Source organism: Nostoc sp. DedSLP04 (assembly GCF_034530775.1).
Classification (GTDB): Bacteria; Cyanobacteriota; Cyanobacteriia; order Cyanobacteriales; family Nostocaceae; genus Nostoc.
The window spans coordinates 1-18,363 of sequence record NZ_JAVRCL010000005.1; the positions used below are offsets into that span (position 1 = coordinate 1).

Genomic DNA, 18,363 nt, shown 5'->3' on the forward strand with positions numbered 1-18,363 from the left:
AGACTCTTGTGGGTCTTAGTTTCTAGCCAACGATTCGCACATCATCTTCAAAGTCAAGCGATATTAGACATTTGGTGAAAAAGAACGTAGAGCCGTAGCAGTGCTACGTCTCTACAAGGGTTATGGATAAAACATAATTGATTTGTGGAAATATCATTGCTTAATTTTGGATTTTAGATGTCTCTAAAATCCAAAATCTCAAATCCAAAATTATTACAGTTGCCGCACTAATGGCTGACCATCTTTGACTTCGCCAATTAAAACTAAATCGACACAGTTAACGAAGATACCATTTTCCAGAACACCGGGAATGTTATTCAATGTCTTTTCTAGTCCGGCTGGATCTTCGATGGAGTCAAACCTGACATCTAAGACAAAGTTGCCTTGGTCAGTGATTACTGGCCCAGCTTTTTTTACACCCATGCGGAGTTCTGGTTTACCACCGAGTTTTTTAATGGCATTGGTTACAGGAGTAATTGCCATTGGAATCACTTCCACGGGCACAGCAAAACTAGAACCTAAGCGGTCTACTAACTTGCCACTGTCTACCACGACGATGAACTGTTCTGCTAGGTAGTCTACGACTTTTTCGCGGGTATGTGCTGCACCACCGCCTTTAATCAAATTCTTTTGCGGATCGACTTCATCTGCACCATCAATGGCAATATCGATGCGGTCAATAGCATCCAAGGTGGCGAGAGGGACACCGTACTGCTTCGCCAGCACTTCTGACTGAAACGAGGTAGGTATACCAATGATATCTTTGAGTTCGCCCGACTTGAGGCGATCGCCTAAAAACTGAATCGTATATGCTGTAGTTGACCCCGTACCCAATCCGACAATGGAACCCGATTTGACCAGGGCGGCGGCGGCTTTGCCAACTTCTTGCTTCATTAACTTTACGGGATCTGCTGTCATTCCCAAAACTCCTGAAAAACTGACTATAGTCCATAGTAGTGGGCGGATAACGCCAAAACATCAAAGGTAAAAAACAAGTTTTTGCTGATTTCCACTCTTTTGATGATGAAAACCAGCTCGCGTATTACGTAGCTATGCAACATCGCCTAGCCCAAATTCGTCATTAATTAACTGAGATTAAGTTTTACGTTCACCTCAGTAACGTAGTTTTTTCAATTCCCGTTAGCAGCTACAAGTGGTTATTATGATCCGTCAGCTTTCAATTACTCTCTCTTTAATGGCAGTACTACAAAGCTTGCCAGCAATTGCTCAAGTACCAGAATCTACTTCTGAAATACCAGCTGATTCCATTCAACAGGTAACTGCTGTCAAATGGATGACAAATTTTCCCGATGGCAAATTTTATCCCGAAAGGTTAGTGAGTCGGGCAGAATTAGCCTCGATTATGGTAAAAGCCTTTCGCCTAGATAAAAGAGAAGCTGTTACCAAAGAAAATTTAACTATTCCAGATGTTCCTCGTTCTTATTGGGCATTTAATGATATACAGACAGTCCTAAAAACTGACATCATGAAAGGCTATCGGGGTAATGAATTCTTTCCTAACCAAAAAGTGACAAGGGCAGAAGCTCTGGCTATTTTCGCCCAGGCTTATGGTGTATTTCAATTTCCTGATGCTGCTGTAAATGAGATTCTGGCTTCACATCCAGATGAAAAGTCTATCCCAACTTGGGCAAGAAAAGCGATCGCGACAGTAGCTACTGAGGGATTTCTGAATACAGATGCTCAAGGTAATATTTCTCCATTAAAACCCGTAACCCGTGGGGATATGGCTTATGTATTGAGTAAATATTTGCAACGACAACAGCAACAACCCGAAACACCAGAAGTTCCGATGATTCCAAATAGCCCACAATCACCCTAGCTAGACTTTTTCTAGCCGACGTACTTAAAATCAGTTTTGACCCGGATTTTTATACTTGTCTCGAAGTTGGCGAAGAAGATATACGGAATTAGACTGTGTTGGTTGCTGCAACACATTATTCCCATAATTAGTTTGTGGTGGTTGTGTAGGTTGTTGCAAGCCATAATTCCCATAATTAGACTGTGGTAGTTGAGTTGGTTGTTGCAACACATTATTCCCATAATTAGTTTGTGGTATTTGGGTCGGTTGCTGCAAGCCATAATTCCCATAATTAGTTTGTGGCAGTTGGGTTGGTCGCTGCAAGCCATAATTTCCATACCCTACAGGATTTGTGGGTGTGACAACACTTTGACTCGGACTTTGGCTAGAGTAAGGTACAGTATTACTTGGTGCTACATTAGGGACTACTTGACCGTTATTTAAATTAGTGTAGGTATTGTAGGGATTTTGCGGTAAGTTCGTACCCGTACTTAACCCATTATTAGGGACTACTTGACCGTTATTTAAATTAGTGTAGGTATTGTAGGGATTTTGTGGTAAGTTCGTACCCGTTGATGTGTTACCTGTCCCAGTAGTTAACCCAGTGTTTGGTAGAGAATTCTGACTGGTTAAGCTATTGCTGGGTGGCATTAAGGTTGTTCCTGGAGCGGAAACTTGCCCTACAGCATTTGTCTGAGTTGCAGTGGTACCACTGAAGCTAGACAATTTCTGGTTTGTCGATTGATTAAGCGCTGCTTGCAGAGGGTCGATAGAGAGAGAATTTTGATTCTTATTGGTTTGATTAGTGAATCCAACACCCAGGTTAGAAGATGTTTGGTCTCCCCCTGTTGGTTCAGACGCCGTATTTAAGGTTTTAAGACCTAGAAACGGGTTATTACTATCAACTGTTCCAGTACGCAATAAATTGTCTGTTTGTTGAACAAAGGGATTTTTTGCGGCTGGGGAGCTGTCGCCGTTAACACTTAAACCAGGATTTAATTTGGTATTATTAGCAGACTTTTGTTTGTTGATGACATCATCTAATAAGCCTTTGCTCTTTTTTGCCTCAGTCTGTTGTTCAGGCGCATTTGCCGTTGATGAAAGAGTTCCTTGCTCAAAGTCATTAAATAAAGCTGGCAGGTTATCAATATCTGCTGCAATAGCTTTGTTTTCTTCTGACAGGGAGGAATCAGCAGACTTTTGTAAAACGACTGGTTTTTTTTGCTTATAAGCGAAAATATCTGGGTTTGACCAGTATTCCCAGGTTGCTAGCCCAACTACAGATAAAAAAATCGCAGTTCCCCAAAAACCAGGCCGCCCTAGATTCCATAACCTGGCTTTGAGATAGCGTAAGTAGGCGGGAGGATAATGACGATGTGGCATGGGATTTGCTAAGTGAGATTTACTATAAATTGGTAAAATTCAACGGAAGAGGCATTGCTGTTTGATGCTTTTATTGCCTGGGAAGGAAATATCTCAACTAAAGTTCGATTGTGATTTCATCGTAACTTCTCAAGAAATTATTAGTTATAAGTAAGTCAAAAATTTACTAATCACTATTTTAAACTAAACGGTTTAGTCTAAAAATTAATTTTGAGTATCTTAGCTGCGATCGCCCCAACTTTCATTTTCCCTATTTTGATTTTCTACAGGACTAGGACTAACAACTCATCGATGGTGCTTACCGAAGAATGGATAGCTACTGCGATATCTACAATATTCACCTTGGGCAGCAGAGGTGGCATCTCTGCGGTAGAAATATTTAAAATAGTTAATTACAAATAATTACTAACTGTAATTATTTGTAATCTATACATATAGAAATAAATTTTCTCTATAAAATCTCTTTTTCGGCAAAATACAAACTTCTTCCGTATATAGTCCCCATTTAAGGAAACAGTATAGAAAATTTCCGTATAATTCACCCTGATTTCCAGAATTTTTCCGAATATCATTTACTAGCGCTACTTGACTCATTCAATACATCTCTATTTATGAATATAGCTGTACAGATGTGCTATGACGTTGCTAAGTCCTAACTCTTTCTTTGCATTATGATATACAAACCCCCTCAACAAAAGCTGTTGAGATGGATTGCATTGTTCCTAATTGGAACATTTCTGCAATTTTTGTTTTACATCCCGACACCAGTCTTATCTCAAAATTCCAATAGCTGTAGCAATATTACAACCCCGCTCACATCTGAAGAACAAACTTATGCTCGTGCGGCTTGGCAGTATTTTGTCAAAAATTATCAGCCAGCAACGGGATTTACCAATTCTACTGGGGGTTATCCTTCAGGTACACTCTGGGATATGGGTAACTACCTGATGGCATTGAATGCTGCACGATGGTTGAATCTTACCGATCAAGCAGACTTTGATTCCCGCCTCAATAAGTTTTTGACGACTCTTAGCAGTCTAAAGTTATTTGAAGATGCTTTGCCCAATAAAGTCTATAACGCAGCCACTGCACAGATGGTTGATTATGGTAACAATCCACTAGAGCGTGGTCTTGGCTGGTCTGCTTTGGATGTTGGGCGGATATTGGCTGCGTTTGATGTCATCCGTACCTGCCATCCGCAATATAATGACTGGCTCAAAGGAATTATAGCGAAGTGGCAGGTGGCGCGATCGCTCAAAGATGGACAACTTTTCGGCGCGACTGTTCTCCCTGACAACAAAACCTTACTAGTGCAAGAGGGACGACTCGGCTACGAAGAATACGGCGCTAGGGGTTATCAACTTTGGGGTTTCTCTGCACCCAAAGCTATTGCTTTAGAACCATTTAAGTTAGTTGAAATTAATGGTGTGCAAATCCCTGTTGATAGCCGTGACTTTCAAAGTACCAACGCTAATAATTACGTTGTGAGTGAGTCTTATATCCTTGATGGGATTGAATTTGGCTTGCAAGGTGAATTAGCTGATTTTGCTGCTAGGGTTTTAGATGTACAAAAACGGCGTTTTGATACCACAGGTCAGTTAACTGCGGTAACAGAAGATAATATCGACCAAGCACCTTATTTTCTCTACAACACCGTTTACGCCAACGGTACAAACTGGGCAACTATTACCGATACCAATCAACCTTATCCACAGTTTCGCAGCCTCAGTACAAAAGCTGCTTTTGGCTGGCGCTATCTATTTCCAGATAATGCTTATGCCCAAAAAGTTTTTGATGCAGTCAAGGATCTTCGCAGTCCTGATGATAGCGGTTACTATGCTGGCATCTATGAAGAATCAAAACAACCCAACAAAGCTTTAACAGGTAATACGAATGGGTTAATTTTGGAGATTTTATACTATAAGGCTAAGGGAAATCACCCTTTAATTGCTTCGGCTTCTGCGAGTGTGTCTACTAGCAAGCCTAGTGAAAATACCTCTGGTGCAACACCTGTAAATCAACCGAATTCTACTGGCAAACCTAGTGAAAATGCCTCTGGTGCAACACCTGTAAATCAACCGAATTCTACTGTTACGACTCCGATCGCAACTTCTAAACCTACAGAAGTTGCTGTTGCACCTATTCCACCAGTGGATAGTCCCCAGTCATCATCTAACCTGAAACTAGAGCGATCGCTAACGCCTGTTGAACGACGCTATGCAGAGGCGGCTTGGCGATACTTTCAAGCGAATTATCACGCCAAGAGTGGGCTGATAGACGATCGCAGTGATTTTAAAGGTGCAACCCTCTGGGGATTGGGAGATTATCTGGCAGCACTCCATGCAGCGCGATCGCTCGATACAATTACCCCTAAAGAATTTGACCAGCGCACCCGCCATCTCTTAGGAGCTTTGACAAAATTACCGTTATTTGCTGGGGAATTGCCAAGTCGGAGTTATGATACGCGATCGCTCCAACCAATCGATTATGGTGGTAATCCAGTTCCCGAAGGAAACGGTTGGTCAGCTTTAGATTTGGGTAGAATGCTGGCAGCGCTTTACAACTTAAAAAGCTGTCATCCAGAATACACGGCTGCCGTAGATAAAATTGTCCTGGATTGGTCATACTTGCGTGTGGTGCGTGAAGGTATTCTCTCCAGTGCCACCGTTACCAAAGAAGAAGATGGGCGATATCTCACCCGCGTTAACCCCGAAATCCGCTTGGGTTATGAGGAATATGCCGCTCGTGCTTTTCAATTATGGGGGTTTAATCTCGATCGTTCTGCTATTGGAGGTGAATATCAAACTGCCTCAGTGGAAGGATTGAAAGTCCCAATTCAACGCCATCGCACAGATACTAATTCTAAAGTTAACCAATATACAGTTAGCAATCCTTTTGTACTCTATGGATTGGAGTTTGGATTAGATCCAAAAATGCGATCGCTCTTTGAACCAATTTTTCAAGCGCAAGCTGAACGTTACCGTCGCACGGGCACTCTCACAGCCTCAGCCACCACCTTGATCGATCGTAAACCTTACACTGTCCACAGTACAATTACTGGACAAGGAGAGTCTTGGGTGGCTTTAGGAGATGATGGTCAACCAGTACCAAAGGGGCGATTGGTAAGTACAGCAGTAGCTTTTGCCTATAATGCCCTGCTTCCAGACAATAAGTATAGTCAACAGTTACAGGAAGGAACGACTGACTTATATAATCCATTAGTTGGATTTTATGAGGGCTTCTACGAAACCACCGGCAAAACGGCAGTTGGTTTTACCAGCAGCACCAACAGTATGATTTTGCAATCCTTACTATACAATGTGACAAATCGACAACCCTTAATTCGTCCGATTACTACTATGAACTCCCTTTGGTGGCAGACAGTTACTAAGGGAAATTCTGGGCGAGGTCTACCAAACAGCGCCACACAACAAACCAAGTTAACTTCTGATAGTTCTGGAAGTTACTGGGTTTCAGATAGTGAAAAGACTCATCTAGTAACTGGCACAAAATAACACAACCAAAACCCTGATTTTCAGGTAAGAGCAATTCATAAAATTGCTCCTACAGTCTGTAGTTTTGTATAGGACTCATATTTGATTGCGTGAAAAAAACTCAGTACAGCTTTATTCCTTCTTCCCAGTCCCCATTACCCCTTATCCCCAGAGGGGGCCCCACCATCCCCAGTCCCTAGTCCCTACGATTAATTCAGAAATCAAATCAGATTGCTATATAAGTCCTAGTAATCCAAAATCCTTGTAGAGATGTAGCAATGCTACGTCTCTACATCTAGATTTGTAGCTCAATTCAGCAACGCTAATTTTGGATCGAGCGAGAAAATTTGTTAGTCGCAAATTTAACTAGGGAATACTTATGTTGATGAGGATGCAGATACATTAACTATTGGTACTAAGATGGCTTCAGTTTCTCTAACAAACTTTCCTGGTAACAGCCGCTCATTACTCAAAAAAAGAACGCTGTTATTTCGTTATTTAGCAGAAATCAATTTAATTTTTGGTATCTGGTATTTGCAATGGCGCGTCACCCATTCGATCAATTTTGATGCCCTCTGGATTTCTATTCCTTTGCTGATAGCCGAGATTTACAGTTATTTCGGTGGCGTCATGTTTGTAATTGGGTTGTGGCGACCTTTAGTCAGACAAATTAAGTCTCTCGACCAGATGACCCCACCTATACCCAGAGCCGACTGGCCAACAGTGGATGTATTTGTAACCTGTTACAATGAGCCGTCGAAAATTGTCGAAGAAACTGCCAAAGCTGCCTTAGCAATGGATTATCCGCCCATCAAGTTACGCGTTTATGTGCTGGATGATGGGAACTCGGCTGAGATGCGAGCGATGACAGAAAGATTGTGTATTGAAGATTTGCAGTCCCCACAATTACAGCTAGAAGCGGAACGGATTGATGCAGAACATGCTGGATTGTTAGAGCGTTTGAAGCAACTGGAAAATCTGACACCTAATACTCAAGCTGCCGAACAATGGCTGCAAACATCATCAGAATCAGTGGTGAACCAGCCTGCGGTTGGATTTGTGCAAAGTTTGCGATCGCTGATTCTTTGGCTACCTCCGGCTCACCCCAATATTAGCGATTCTCTGACAAAGACGCTACGCGATCGCCTAATTATTGAACGGAAAGCTTTAGAAGAAGCTATTTACAAAAAAGAACTAGAACTAGTTGATCTGGCTCGTTTTCGTTACATTGCTCGTCCGAAGACGCCTGGTGTTGCACATCATGCCAAAGCAGGCAACATCAATTATGCAATTTTTTCTGGAGAAACGTCAGGAAATTTTATTGTTACTCTAGATGCTGACCACATTCCCAAGCGAAATTTTCTCAAGCGAGTTCTGCCTTATTTCTACACCTATAATCTTTTAAACGGAAAATACGACCAGAATCAAATTGCTTTTGTACAGACCCGCCAGGATTTTTACAATATTCCTCCAGGCGATCCTTTTGGACATCGAGCAAATTTATTTTATGGGCCACTTCAACAAGGCAAAGATGGCATGAATGCTGCGTTTTATACAGGTACAAATGCGATTCTCAGACGTGAGGCATTAGTTAGTGTAGGACTGCAAAATTTTGCTGATGATTTTGCTAAAGATGAAAAACGTTTAGATGAATTTGATTTAGTTGGTGGGGTATCCAGTAATAGCATTACGGAAGATATGAATACAGCCATGCGTCTGCATAGTGCTGGCTGGAAATCTATTTATCACAATGAACTTTTGGCAGAAGGTTTAGCACCAGACGATCTCAGTTCTACTCTTAAACAACGGCTACGCTGGGCACAAGGAACTATCCAAGTGCTAGTGAGGGAAAATCCTCTAACCAAATCAGGGCTAACGTTTTGGCAAAGGTTGCAATATTTCAAGACGATGTATAGTTATTTCTCTGGTTTTGCAACTCTGGTTTTTATTTCTTGTCCAATTATCTATTTTTTTACGGACATTGTTCCAGTTAGAAGCTACGGGTCTGACTTTGCCATACATTTTTTTCCAGCTTTTATTATTAACCGTCTGACTTTCCTTACAGCTACTTGGGGCATTCCAGCTAGAGAAGTATGGCGTTCTGAACAATATGCGATCGCTTTATTCCCCTTATTAATCCAAGCTGTATGGAGTGTGTTCACAGGACAAAAACTCAATTTTCAAGTCACACCTAAGCAGCGACAATCCGGGATTTATCTCCGGCTTGTTTGGCCGCAGTTGGTTGTTTTTATCCTTACCATTTTGGGGATGTTATGGAGCCTTTACCAATTCGCTATTGGCCATTTAAATAATCCTGATGTTCACCTGCTCAATAGTGCATGGGCTATTTATAATTTATTACTTTTGTGGGCGATCGTCCGCGCATCTGTTTGGCAGCCTCCAAAAGAGGTTTAAAAGTTAAGTAATACCATTTTGGATTTTAGATTTTAGATTTTGGATTGTGAAATCTCCATTGGATAAGTGTTTCAGTTTTCCATCTGTCGCAATCATTTTTAAAATTGGTATAAGAGGAGTGAGCAGAAGGAAGAATGACTAGTGACTTATAAATCCAGCCTAGAAAAAAACAGCTATGAACACTCATTCAGACTCAAAAAATTTTGGTCAGCGAACTGTCTTAACAATTTATGCTCATGCTGATGATGAAGTTCTACCTGCTGCTGGTACTCTCAGTCTGATGTCCAAAGCAGGATGGAATGTTCGTTGCTTAATTTTGACTGATGGTGGTCTTTCTAGTTCGCCTGTTAAGGGTACACGTCATCAAGAAGCAGATGCAGCTGGCAAAATCATCGGTGCAACTTACGAGTTTCATGCACTTGAGGAGTGCAATTTCTCCACACAAGTAGTGATTAAAGTTACTGAAGAAGCTCTTGGGCGTTGGCAACCGGATCTGATTATTACTCACGCACCACAACCTGAAAAATATGGGCATAGAGATCATGAAGTGTGTGCGATCGCAGTTTCTAATGTTGCTACCCGCAAAAATATACCCTTGTGGTATTCAGCACCACCTGTTTTTTTGCGAGGTTTTGAACCCAACTTTTTTGTGGATATCACCTCTGTAATTGAGGAAAAAGTTGCAGCGATCGGTTGTTATGAATCAGAGTTAAATAAAGCATTTATGCAACTTGATGCCATACTTGTTCTGTCTCGCTTCTGGGCACGTGAGTTAGGTCAAAAAGACGGCTATTTTGAAGCTTTTGAAATTTCTCGGCAATGGGTTGATGCTAGCTTTTTTATGGCAATCGCAAATAATAGTCATCAAAAAGTATTAAAACAAAACTAATTGTAGATTTTATCTATTGCAGTTTGCCTTAATTCAATGCCAAAATATAACTACATAATAAGGTAACAAAACCATGAATTTGAGTGTGAAAGTCCTAGAAATATCGGGAATTTTAGATGGTATTAGAGGTAACGAACTACGTCGTGAAGTTAGCGGTATGCTGGCAAATGGCGCTGATATTTTGTTAATCGATATGAAAGAAGTAAAGTTTATTGATAGCTCTGGTTTAGGTGCTTTAGTATCAGCAATGCAAATGGTACGAGCTGCTAAAGCTAAACTGTTTGTTTGTTCGATCAGCGATCAAGTCAGGATGTTATTTGAACTGACGAAAATGGATAGAATTTTTCAAACTTTTGCTGACAAAGATGACTTTTATCGTCAAGTATTAGCAACACAATAAGGTGTTAAGCAATCCAAATTTAAGTATGTATAGCTGACTATTTTAACCAAAGTTAACTTTTACTAAAGATAAGTCATCATCAAGATTATCTTGAGTACTTAAGGTGAGAATCTTTGTTAAGAGTTGATTGAGGTTGCAGGTATTTCCAGTAGATTTACTTAATAAGTCAATGAATGCATCGATTCCCCAAATTTTACCATCTGGCTGATTAATTTCATAAGCACCATCACTAAAAATGTATAAAGTGCTGTTTTCTTCAACCTGAAAAACAGCATCCTCAAATTTAACTTCAGGCAAAAAACCAATTGGTAAATCTAAAGAAGTTAGCTGTTTAACTTCAATGTTGTTTGTGGAGGTATTAGATAACAGTAAAGCTGGGGGATGTCCGGCGTTGGCATAAACGAGTTGACGTTTCAGGCGGTGATAAACTCCATACCAGATTGTAAAGTATTTATCACCGTGCTTACTCATTTGGAAAGCATGATTGAGAGCTTTTAGGACTTCACTTGGTTGACAAAAGTTAGTGTTTGGTAGAGATTGCGATCGCAAAACATTCTGTACGGATACCGATAGGAGGGCAGAACCCACCCCATGACCAGATACATCTAACAAATAAATTGCCAAATGATCCTCGTCAATCCAATAATGGTCGAAGCAATCGCCTCCTAGCTGCGCTGAGGGAATAAACAGATTTTCTGTAGTTACTGCTCCTACAAGCGGTGAGGGTAAAAGCGATCGCACATAATCAGCGGCCTCAGCCAATTCGGCTTCCAAAATTTGCTTTTGAGTTTGCAAATCCTGATTGAGTGTCTCCAAAGCTTGCTTTTGACTTTGCAAATCCTGATTTAGCTGGTGTAACCTTAGTCCTGCTCTTACCCGTGCTTTCAATTCATTCATCTCTATTGGTTTGGAGATAAACTCATCCGCTCCCGCATCAAGTCCTCTAACTCTATCTTCTTCCTCTCCTCGAGCTGCTCCCCTAGCTGTCAATAGAATAAAAAAAGTAGTTGCCAATTCTGGATCTGTTCTAATTCGACGACACACTTCTAACCCATCTACCTGTGACATCATCCAATCACAGATAATCAGGGCAGGATGTAGCAGTTGTGCTTGGATAATTCCTTCTTCACCATTGCTAGCTACAGTAGTCTCATAACCCTGCCTTTGGAGTGTGCTTTTCAGTACTGCTCGCACTGTCGGGTCATCATCAATAACTAGAATTTTAAACATAAATTACAGTTTACTAAGTAAAATGATTGATAAATAGTTGCTTTAATTTAAGTTATATGCAATTTAGTTTTTAATGTATAGTAAAAATACTCAAATTAAATAATCTAATTAACGAATATGATGATTCCACGATATTTTATTAGTTAAGAAGTGAATAATAAAATTTATCTCAAAGTCAACACAGACCTGACAGTTTCACCTCAAGTTTTGTCTTGGTTCGAGCAGATGAATCAACCACCTATTCTCGATCAAGAAATTTGGTGGCAATGTCAAACGCTGATGATGGAAGGCTTTACTAACATTGTCGAACATGCCCACAAAAATTTACCTATTGAAACTCCAATTGAGATGGAAGCTGTGCGGTTAGATGAATACATAGAAATTCGCATCTGGTCTCAAGGCGAACCATTTGACTTAGAACAGCAATTGCGCCAAACATCTGAATTTGAGGATAACAATCGAGAGCGCGGCCGGGGTTTAAAAATTATGTCCGCCATTGCCGACAAATTGAGTTATGAGCCGACAGTAGATAATCGTTACTGTTTATTTATTAGTAAATCTTATAAAAAATGTCTATGATTGCAGTAGGGAGATCGTGACTACTGACTGATGATTAAAAACTCTTGGATGCGTTTAATAAAATCTTCTAACTCTACAATTAAGTTAATAGTACCTCGACGCTCTTGATTGCTCGCTAATTGTTCTAGTTTTTCTGCTGCCAGATACATAGGTGTAACTCCCATATTGGCACTAGAACCTTTAATTTGATGGACTTGGAGCGCTATTTGCTCAAAGTCATAATCTGCGATCGCTATTTTAATGACTTCTAGACGAGGTTGAATATCTTCAACAAATATTTGTAGTAGTTCTAATTCAAATTCTGGGTTATTTTCTGAAAGTTGATGCAATCGTTCCCAATCAATTGGGAGTTCAACTGAACCAACATTTGTTGTCGAAACTGTCTGCTTTGTGGCAGCTGTTTCTTTTGCCTTGAATATTACATTTCCCCAATACTCTAACGTCGCGGCCAAAGTTTCTTTCATCACCGGCTTGCTCAAATAGTCGTCCATTCCAGCATCTAAACACATTTGTTTGTCTTGTTTCATTGCATTAGCTGTCATTGCAATTACTACAGGACGACGACCACTAGCAAAGCTGCTTTCTTGGCAACGATGAATTTGTTTTGTGGTTTCTAAACCGTCGAGAATCGGCATTTGACAATCCATCAGAATTAAATCATAAGGAATCTTTTCTAATAGTTGCAACGCTTCTTTTCCATTATTAGCAACATCAGCACTATAGCCTATATTTTTGAGTTGCTTCAAGGCTATTTTCTGATTCACTAGATTATCTTCAGTTAAAAGAATTCTTAATTTATATAAATCAGGAGACGGGGAAGCAGGGGACGCAAAGACGCTCTTATGCGGAGATAATAAGAATAATTTCTGACTTTTGAGAGCCAGTTGCTCCATATGTGAAGACTCGATCGCTTTTGGGATCTCTTGTTGGGAGAAGACCACACTGGCTCCTGCTGACTCCTCTGGAATAACAGAAGCGGCAATCGTAAAGTAAAATGTACTACCTGCATTAAATTCACTTTCAACCCAAATTCTGCCACCCATTAACTCGCACAGTTGCTTACAGATAGCAAGACCTAAGCCAGTACCGCCATACTGTCGAGTAATGGAAGAGTTAACTTGACTGAAAGCTTTAAATAAACGCTCTAGGCGATCGCGTGGAATTCCAATGCCTGTATCTTTAATACTAAACTGAATTTCGTCAGGATTTGCAGCAGAAGAATGATTGATATCGCTATTATTGCGGATTCTAACTGAAACTTCTATACTTCCAGTTTCGGTAAATTTAATCGCATTACTGATTAAATTAATCAAGACTTGGCGCAGTCTGGTGATATCTCCCACAATCATAGTAGGAAGTTGAGGACTATCTAAAAATGTGAGTTTTAAACCTTTTTCTCTAGCTGTAGGCGCAAGCAGATAAAAAGCCTCATGAATGCAATTTCGCAAAGCAAAAGGTTCCTCTTCAAGTTCTAAGTTACCCGATTGGATTTTGGATAAGTCAAGGAAATCGTTAATAATTTTAAGTAAGGAATTTCCACTGGTGTAAATGGTTTCAACAAAATCTTGCTGTTCAGCAGTCAATTCAGTATATTGCAACAAACCGGCCATACCAATTACCGATGCGATGGGAGTCCGAACTTCATGGCTAATCATCGCTAAGAATTCCTGTTTAGCAAGTTCTGCCTGCTTTCGTTCAGTCATATCTCGCAAAATGTAAACGTAACCTTGAAAATGTTCAATTTCTGTCTTGACAATTGAGGATGAAAAAGCTATTGGAATTGTTTTACCACTTTTGGTATAACAAACGGTTTCTACTTCTTTTACTAAAAAATTTATGTCTTGACTGTGAGATATATCAATATCATCAATTATCAATGGATATTTATTGGCTTCTTCAATAACTTTTGCGATCGGTTGACCGATGAGTTCTATTTCGTTGTATTGCAATAAGATTTGTGCGGCATAATTCATTTTTTTGATCTCGCCTGATAGTGTTGTCACTAACAAGGCATCCGCCATTGATGTCACAATTTGGTCAATGTATTGTTTAGAAGCCTTTAAGTTACGTAATAAAAGATTTGCTTCATTTGCACCTTGAAATAAAGATTGTTCAAGCACCATCCGTTCTGTCGCATCTTCGACAACAATGGTTAGTCGATTTCTAGAATGGTCTTCTTGGAGATTATTAGTAATACAAATGTCAATATATAAAGGAGAAGGCGTATCTTGCGATCGCATAATTCCTTTTAATTCAAAATTATCTTGTTCTCCCTGGATAATTGCATCAAAAACATCTTCCAGTCCCTCTAATTCTGGAAACACAATCCGAACATCCTGACCTAGCTTTACTTCATTAGGAAGCTCGGCAAAATGATTTAATCCCAAAGACATCTCTAGAATTTTGAACTTTTCATCAATTATCAAATATTCAATGCCACATACAGCTAATAGGTTTGTAAAAAATGAATTCATCTTAATTAAATTAAACGAGTGGCTAAAGCTTGAAATATTTTATCAACATTATTACCAGTTTTAGCTGAGGTTACATAAGTGTCTAATATATTAGCTTGATTAGTAAATTGATGCATTTCCCGAATTTTTTCTAAATATTCGGCTGCAATCATATCTGATTTGTTCAGTGCAACAACAATATAGCTGTTAGGATTAACAGCTAAAAAAGTTTGAATATGCTCTTGGATATGATTGAGGGTTTCTGCTTGTGTCACATCACCGACTATCACAGCACCTTTAGAACCTTGAAAATAATTTTTAGCAACTGCTTTAAACTTATTACTACCTTCAATATCCCAAATTATTAACTGTAAATTTGGTTCAACAAGTAGCTCTTGTTTTGAAATAGTAACCAATTTACGAGAGATTTTTACTCCTACAGTTGAAAGGTATTCATCACTAAACTGACACTCTACAAATTGCCGAATCAGACTAGTTTTACCAACACCAAAATCACCAAATAAGCATATTTTTTTAGAGATTGTAGACATAATTTAAGGAAAGTAGAGAATGTTTTATCAAAATCATAACTACTATAAACTTAAAATTGCTTGTTTATCGCTTCTAGAGCGACACAACGACTTAACCACAAAGGTTGAGTTTCATCAATTCCTGGTGGTAAATTTGTCCTACCAATGACCTGTAGGCGAGATGGCTTGATGCCTAATTTAATCAGTGCTTGTTGTACAGCCTTTGCTCGCGCCAGTGCCAATTTTTGAGATTTGTTCGCGCCAGTACGGTCACTATAACCAATGATTTTTAAATGCTTATTTGGGTGCTGTTCGAGGAAAAACTTGACCTGTTGAACCTTGTACGCTAAATCTACTCTCATTAAATTAGCTGAGTTGGGTTGAAAGTAAAATCGAACTTCAATCTGTGGGGGTTCTACTCGCACCGCACTAGACACAGATTTTACGCCGGGAATTTGCGCAAATGCATTCGCAATAATCTGAGCATCTGCAATTTGGTTGACAGTTCCTTCAACAGCTACTTTACCAGCGATATATTGAGCGGAAATTGCTATATCGTTAGTCTGATTTAAAACTGCTGTAACTCGTTTGACTTCAGCAGCAGCTAATACGGGATCTGCTGGTACTTCTACCAATAAAATTTGATTGTCAATCAACCAATTAGGAGAAGTGATTTTGACAGTTTGCTCGGCTTTTTGGCGAAGAAGTTGATTAGGTAATCGTCCTGTTAGTTTTATTTTGTTGTGTTCTACTTGTACAGTGAGCCGATATACGGCTAGTTCTGGAACAGAAGTTAGAGCCAACGAAGTTTGATTTTCAATGGAATGTATAACTGCACTACGGTATTGCCAAATACCCCAAGGAATGAAAATGGTACTTATAAATGTTAAGATTAATAGCTGTAGTGGCGAGATTTTCGCTTTATTTTTATCCTGAATATCTGAATTCTTTAGCTTTTCTAGAAGTGTATGAATTTCAATAGGAATTAAATCAGGATCGCCGTCAAATTTTTTAATTAGATTACCATAATTTTTAACAATTTTGCTGAATGCTTGCCGCATTTTCCAAATAAAGTTTTTGCTTGGCTCTCCTCGTACAACAATCGCTAAATAACAGTATCCGGCAACTTCTAAAATTATTTTGGATGTTCCATATTCAATTGCATCTAATTCTGTTATGCTTCCAGATTGATTGATACAATCATTGGCAAAGCTACGAATTGCTGTCAGCATTCCTGCTACCATTTCAGCCTCTAGCTGCTCTACATGAGAGTGCTGAATATCTGAGATAACTAAACCAGATGTTTTATGAATCAAGAAAATGGCTTGAATTGTAAATGGCAGAGCTTCTTTAAGAATTAATTCTGCTTCCGAAACTCCCTGGAGCTTGGCACGAATTTTACGTTTAATACCTTCAACGCTGAGGGTTTCTTCAACTTGTCGGTTAATGGCACGGATTGTCTCTGCCATATATTTGGCTATGGTACTACCAATAACTGGGTAGAGTGCATCCACGACAATATTCTGCTCAATTTCAATTTGCTTTTTTATGGCTCGTCCCATTGCCGGAGCGATCGCATCTGAAACTTCTTCTGGAGCTATAATAATTTGCTGGGAAATAGCTAGAGGAATTACAGGTGCGATCGCTGTACTCATGCTAAATTTATCTTGTTCTGTGCGATTGCGGATAGTCTCATCAATGATCGGAGCAATTATTTGAACAATTTCCTCTCTTGACTCTGTAATCTTCAGCTTTAAAAGTTCAGAAATCCACGGTAGTAATAGATTTATTAACTCTTTAGGGTCATAAATTTGATGCTCTATTTTTGTTAATTTTTGTTCCAACTTATCGGTAATATTGTTTATTTCTGTTAGTTCATATCCGACTAATATCTCCCGTAATTTTTGCAATGCATCTTCTGAGTTGTCTAATTTTTCCTCAAATTCTGTAAATATTTCAATAGATTCTTCTAATTCTTCTTGATTAGTTTGTGAGTAATTAGATATATCTTGAGGAAAATTAAAATCCGATTCTAAATAAGCTTCACATACTTCTAATGTTACTGGAGGAAGTTGCATTAATTCAATTTCTTCTGGAATATACTCATTACTATTATCAGTTTCTGATGGTAATAAAGGAGATTGCTCAGGGGATTCGATAATGTTGAGATCGATAAGCAAATGCAGCAAATTGTCAAGCTGCACAGCTGTTTCTGACTTCAACTCAACAGATTGAGAAACCGAATTTTCCACCTGAGTTATCCTTTTTAGAGTGCTGAGTTAGAGGTTGTGAGTTAGAGGTTATGAGTTTGGAGTCATTATCTCCTTCATATCTCTTTACTTTCTGACTTGATTATGAATTTAATTCTGCTGTACTGTTAGAGTGAGTTAACACTTACTTTTGATAACTTTGTAGTTTCTAAAAGCGGTACAGCAGTATATTCATCGCTGCGTTCATTGGCTGCTTCTCGCAATTTAGGAATAAATTCAGTTTCTTTCAGACGCATTCCCAAGGCAAACAAAGTTTCAGCCATATCGTCTTTAGAAACTTTCGTATCTGTCAGCTGTGAGAAGCGCCGATCTATTTCTTCTAAAATCAGATCCCGTAATGCCGTAACATCATCTTGTAATTGGACTTTAGTTTGAAAGATTTCATCTCGAATCGAGGTAGTTTGGCTATCTAAGGTTTCATCAAGCGACTGAACGCTGCTAGAGAACTTTTTATTAAGTCTATCAACCTGTTGCCGTAAGTCAAGAGTTTCTTCTTGAGTTGCGAGGTTCAGTGATTTCAGCTTTTTATCCAGCGACTCAAATCCCGCTTTTAGTTCGGCTGAAAAGTTGGACTTGAGTTGCTCAACATGCAATCGTGTCTGTTGTTGCAGGAGAGATACATCTGACTCCAGCTTGCTAAATCGATTTTCGTACTCTCTTAGCTGGGTTCCAAGAATAATATCGCGGATCTGATCGATATTACCAAGTCTTTCTCGTACATCGTCTCTACTCATCTGACTCATTAGGAAAACCTCACTTTTTGGGAATCAATTGGGAATAATAGATAGATGATGTATTTAACTGATATTTAGGCTAAAAATTCTTAGCTTATGATGCAGCTAACTCACCGAATATACTTTGTTATTATTCCCAATCGGTTAGAATTTCTATCTTTAAAATA

The 18,363-nt window shown here is 39.3% G+C and carries 12 protein-coding genes and 2 pseudogenes; 6 read left to right on the plus strand and 8 right to left on the minus strand.

What is annotated here, in order from left to right; translation table 11 throughout:
- Positions 1-213 precede the first annotated feature (213 nt).
- Positions 214-924 carry a ribose-5-phosphate isomerase RpiA gene (gene rpiA / locus RMX89_RS04205; RefSeq protein WP_322688036.1) on the minus strand — a complete coding sequence of 237 codons (711 nt, stop codon included), beginning with the start codon at positions 922-924 and terminating at the stop codon, positions 214-216.
- Between the two features lie 238 nt (positions 925-1,162).
- On the opposite strand from rpiA, the gene RMX89_RS04210 reads away from it, so the two are divergent.
- Positions 1,163-1,840 carry an S-layer homology domain-containing protein gene (locus tag RMX89_RS04210; RefSeq protein WP_322688037.1) on the plus strand — a complete coding sequence of 226 codons (678 nt, stop codon included), beginning with the start codon at positions 1,163-1,165 and terminating at the stop codon, positions 1,838-1,840.
- 30 nt (positions 1,841-1,870) lie between these two features.
- On the opposite strand, the gene RMX89_RS04215 is transcribed toward RMX89_RS04210, so the two are convergent.
- Positions 1,871-3,202 carry a hypothetical protein gene (locus RMX89_RS04215; protein ID WP_322688038.1) on the minus strand — a complete coding sequence of 444 codons (1,332 nt, stop codon included), beginning with the start codon at positions 3,200-3,202 and terminating at the stop codon, positions 1,871-1,873.
- Positions 3,203-3,873: 671 nt separating this feature from the next.
- Between RMX89_RS04215 and RMX89_RS04220 the strand changes: the two genes are divergently transcribed.
- The 4 genes from RMX89_RS04220 (at position 3,874) to RMX89_RS04235 (ending at position 10,400) form a co-directional block, all read left to right on the plus strand.
- Complete coding sequence (locus tag RMX89_RS04220) at positions 3,874-6,717, plus strand: DUF3131 domain-containing protein (RefSeq protein ID WP_322688039.1); 2,844 nt, start codon at positions 3,874-3,876, stop codon at positions 6,715-6,717.
- Between the two features lie 399 nt (positions 6,718-7,116).
- On the plus strand, positions 7,117-9,111 hold the full coding sequence (locus RMX89_RS04225; protein ID WP_322688040.1) for a glycosyltransferase: 1,995 nt from the start codon (positions 7,117-7,119) through the stop codon (positions 9,109-9,111).
- Positions 9,112-9,286: 175 nt separating this feature from the next.
- Positions 9,287-10,000, plus strand: a complete 714-nt coding sequence (locus tag RMX89_RS04230; protein ID WP_322688041.1) for a PIG-L deacetylase family protein — start codon at positions 9,287-9,289, stop codon at positions 9,998-10,000.
- 73 nt (positions 10,001-10,073) lie between these two features.
- Positions 10,074-10,400 (plus strand): STAS domain-containing protein, encoded by a 327-nt coding sequence (locus RMX89_RS04235; protein WP_322672423.1) that lies wholly within the window; start codon positions 10,074-10,076, stop codon positions 10,398-10,400.
- Positions 10,401-10,442: 42 nt separating this feature from the next.
- Here RMX89_RS04235 and RMX89_RS04240 read toward each other — a convergent pair whose 3' ends face one another.
- Complete coding sequence (locus RMX89_RS04240) at positions 10,443-11,630, minus strand: SpoIIE family protein phosphatase (RefSeq protein WP_322672424.1); 1,188 nt, start codon at positions 11,628-11,630, stop codon at positions 10,443-10,445.
- 150 nt (positions 11,631-11,780) lie between these two features.
- On the opposite strand from RMX89_RS04240, the gene RMX89_RS04245 reads away from it, so the two are divergent.
- Positions 11,781-12,209 carry an anti-sigma regulatory factor gene (locus tag RMX89_RS04245; RefSeq protein WP_322688042.1) on the plus strand — a complete coding sequence of 143 codons (429 nt, stop codon included), beginning with the start codon at positions 11,781-11,783 and terminating at the stop codon, positions 12,207-12,209.
- 20 nt (positions 12,210-12,229) lie between these two features.
- Here the strand turns inward: RMX89_RS04245 and RMX89_RS04250 are convergent.
- The 5 genes and pseudogenes from RMX89_RS04250 to RMX89_RS04265 form a co-directional block, all read right to left on the minus strand.
- Positions 12,230-13,903: pseudogene (locus RMX89_RS04250) on the minus strand (ATP-binding protein); the annotation flags it as partial.
- A 45-nt stretch (positions 13,904-13,948) separates the two neighbouring features.
- Positions 13,949-14,683, minus strand: a pseudogene (locus RMX89_RS34440) (PAS domain-containing protein); the annotation flags it as partial.
- A gap of 5 nt (positions 14,684-14,688) precedes the next feature.
- The gene (locus RMX89_RS04255; protein ID WP_322686754.1) at positions 14,689-15,213 is read right to left on the minus strand and encodes a Rab family GTPase; all 525 of its coding nucleotides are present in this window, start codon (positions 15,211-15,213) and stop codon (positions 14,689-14,691) included.
- Positions 15,214-15,263: 50 nt separating this feature from the next.
- Entirely contained in the window at positions 15,264-17,444 is a 2,181-nt protein-coding gene (locus RMX89_RS04260) for an OmpA family protein (RefSeq protein WP_322688044.1), read from the minus strand.
- Positions 17,445-17,569: 125 nt separating this feature from the next.
- The gene (locus RMX89_RS04265; protein WP_322672429.1) at positions 17,570-18,205 is read right to left on the minus strand and encodes a hypothetical protein; all 636 of its coding nucleotides are present in this window, start codon (positions 18,203-18,205) and stop codon (positions 17,570-17,572) included.
- Between the last annotated feature and the right edge of the window lie 158 nt (positions 18,206-18,363).